Raw genomic sequence first — 1,364 nt, forward strand, 5'->3', positions numbered from 1 at the left:
GTATCAGGATCCGTATTAGGGGCCCGTTCAGGCGCTCGCCGGCGCCGGTTCGGCCTCGCGCGGCGGCGCCTCGGGGGCGGTCTTGGCCGAGCTGCCCTCCGGCAGCTTCAGGAACACCATGGTCAGCACCGACGCGAGCACGTACAGCGCGGCGAAGATGATGACCACCCCGGCCGGTCCCACCGGCCCCAGGAAGAGGCTGACGATCGCGGGGCCGACGAAGGCCGCGCCGCCCGCGCCCAGGTTGAGCAGGGCCATCGCGCCCGCCTTGTTCTCGGGGGCGAGGTTGGGGACCAGCGCCGAGATGGGGACGAACCCGGCGAGCGCGATGCCGTAGAGCATCCCGACCGCGATCGCGACCCAGTAGCGGTCGCCGGCGGCGAGCGGCACGAAATACAGCATCAGGGTGGTGACCGCGCACCCCAGGCCGCCGAACGTCGCGATCGTCCGCTGCCAGCCGATCCGGTCGCCGATCGCGCCGAAGACCAGGTTGAAGATCACGTTGGTGCCGTAGATGACGGCCAGCAGCGTCAGCCAGCCCCCTTCGCCGAAGCCGATCTTGTCGCCGAAGAAGGTCGGCAGGAAGACCAGGAAGCCGAACTCCGGCGCGGTGTTGATGATGCGCACCACGCAGGCGACGGCGACGCGGGGGTTCTGCCAGATGATGGCGAGGCTCGACGTCAGCCGCTGCACGGGCTGCGCGTCGGGCGGGGCGAGCCGGGTGAAGCCGGTGCGCTCCCGGACGCCGATCATGCAGATCACACCGCCGAGCGCGATGATGCCCAGCGCGATCCACAGGGTGCCGAACTGGCCGAAGAGCGGGTTGGTGGTCCCGGCGACCAGTGAGCCGAGGGTGGGCAGGCCTCCGGTGAAGGCGACGTAGAACCAGCCGACGGCGGTGCCCAGCCGGGCCGGCGGGGTGGTGGCGGTGATCCACACCAGGAAGCCGAAGGCGAAGAGCGGATAGCCGAAGCCGCGCAGCCCGTAGAAGACCAGCATCAGCGGGTAGTTCTCGGCGCCGAGGGCGAAGGCCAGATAGAGGACGTCGAAGACGATCCAGACCACGAGGCCCAGCTGCATCACCCGGCGCGGCCCCCAGAGGTCGGCCAGGGCGCCCGAGAGCCAGGACGCCACCATCACCGTGACGCCGTACGCGGTGATCACATACGAGGCGCGCACCTCGGTCCCGGCCCCGTGATCGGCCATGAACGGCGCGATGAACCCGGACTCGACGCCGTCTCCGACCATGAAGAGCAGAACCCCGAGGAAGCCGAAGGCCAGGGGTTTGGGGATGCCCAAGCGGTCGAGGAGCGACCGGGTGGCACCGGCCGGGGGGTGGGTGCTGACCATGTTGTGCCTCCGAC

1 protein-coding gene is annotated in these 1,364 nt (G+C 70.2%); it reads right to left on the bottom strand.

The genetic code is table 11. The annotated features are described in order from the left end of the window. Positions 1-27: 27 nt before the first annotated feature. Positions 28-1,350, bottom strand: a complete 1,323-nt coding sequence (locus tag ACFU99_RS39075) for an MFS transporter (RefSeq protein WP_384402119.1) — start codon at positions 1,348-1,350, stop codon at positions 28-30. Positions 1,351-1,364 lie beyond the last annotated feature (14 nt).

It is taken from the genome of Streptomyces sp. NPDC057654 (assembly GCF_042800135.1).
Taxonomy (GTDB): Bacteria; Actinomycetota; Actinomycetes; order Streptomycetales; family Streptomycetaceae; genus Streptomyces.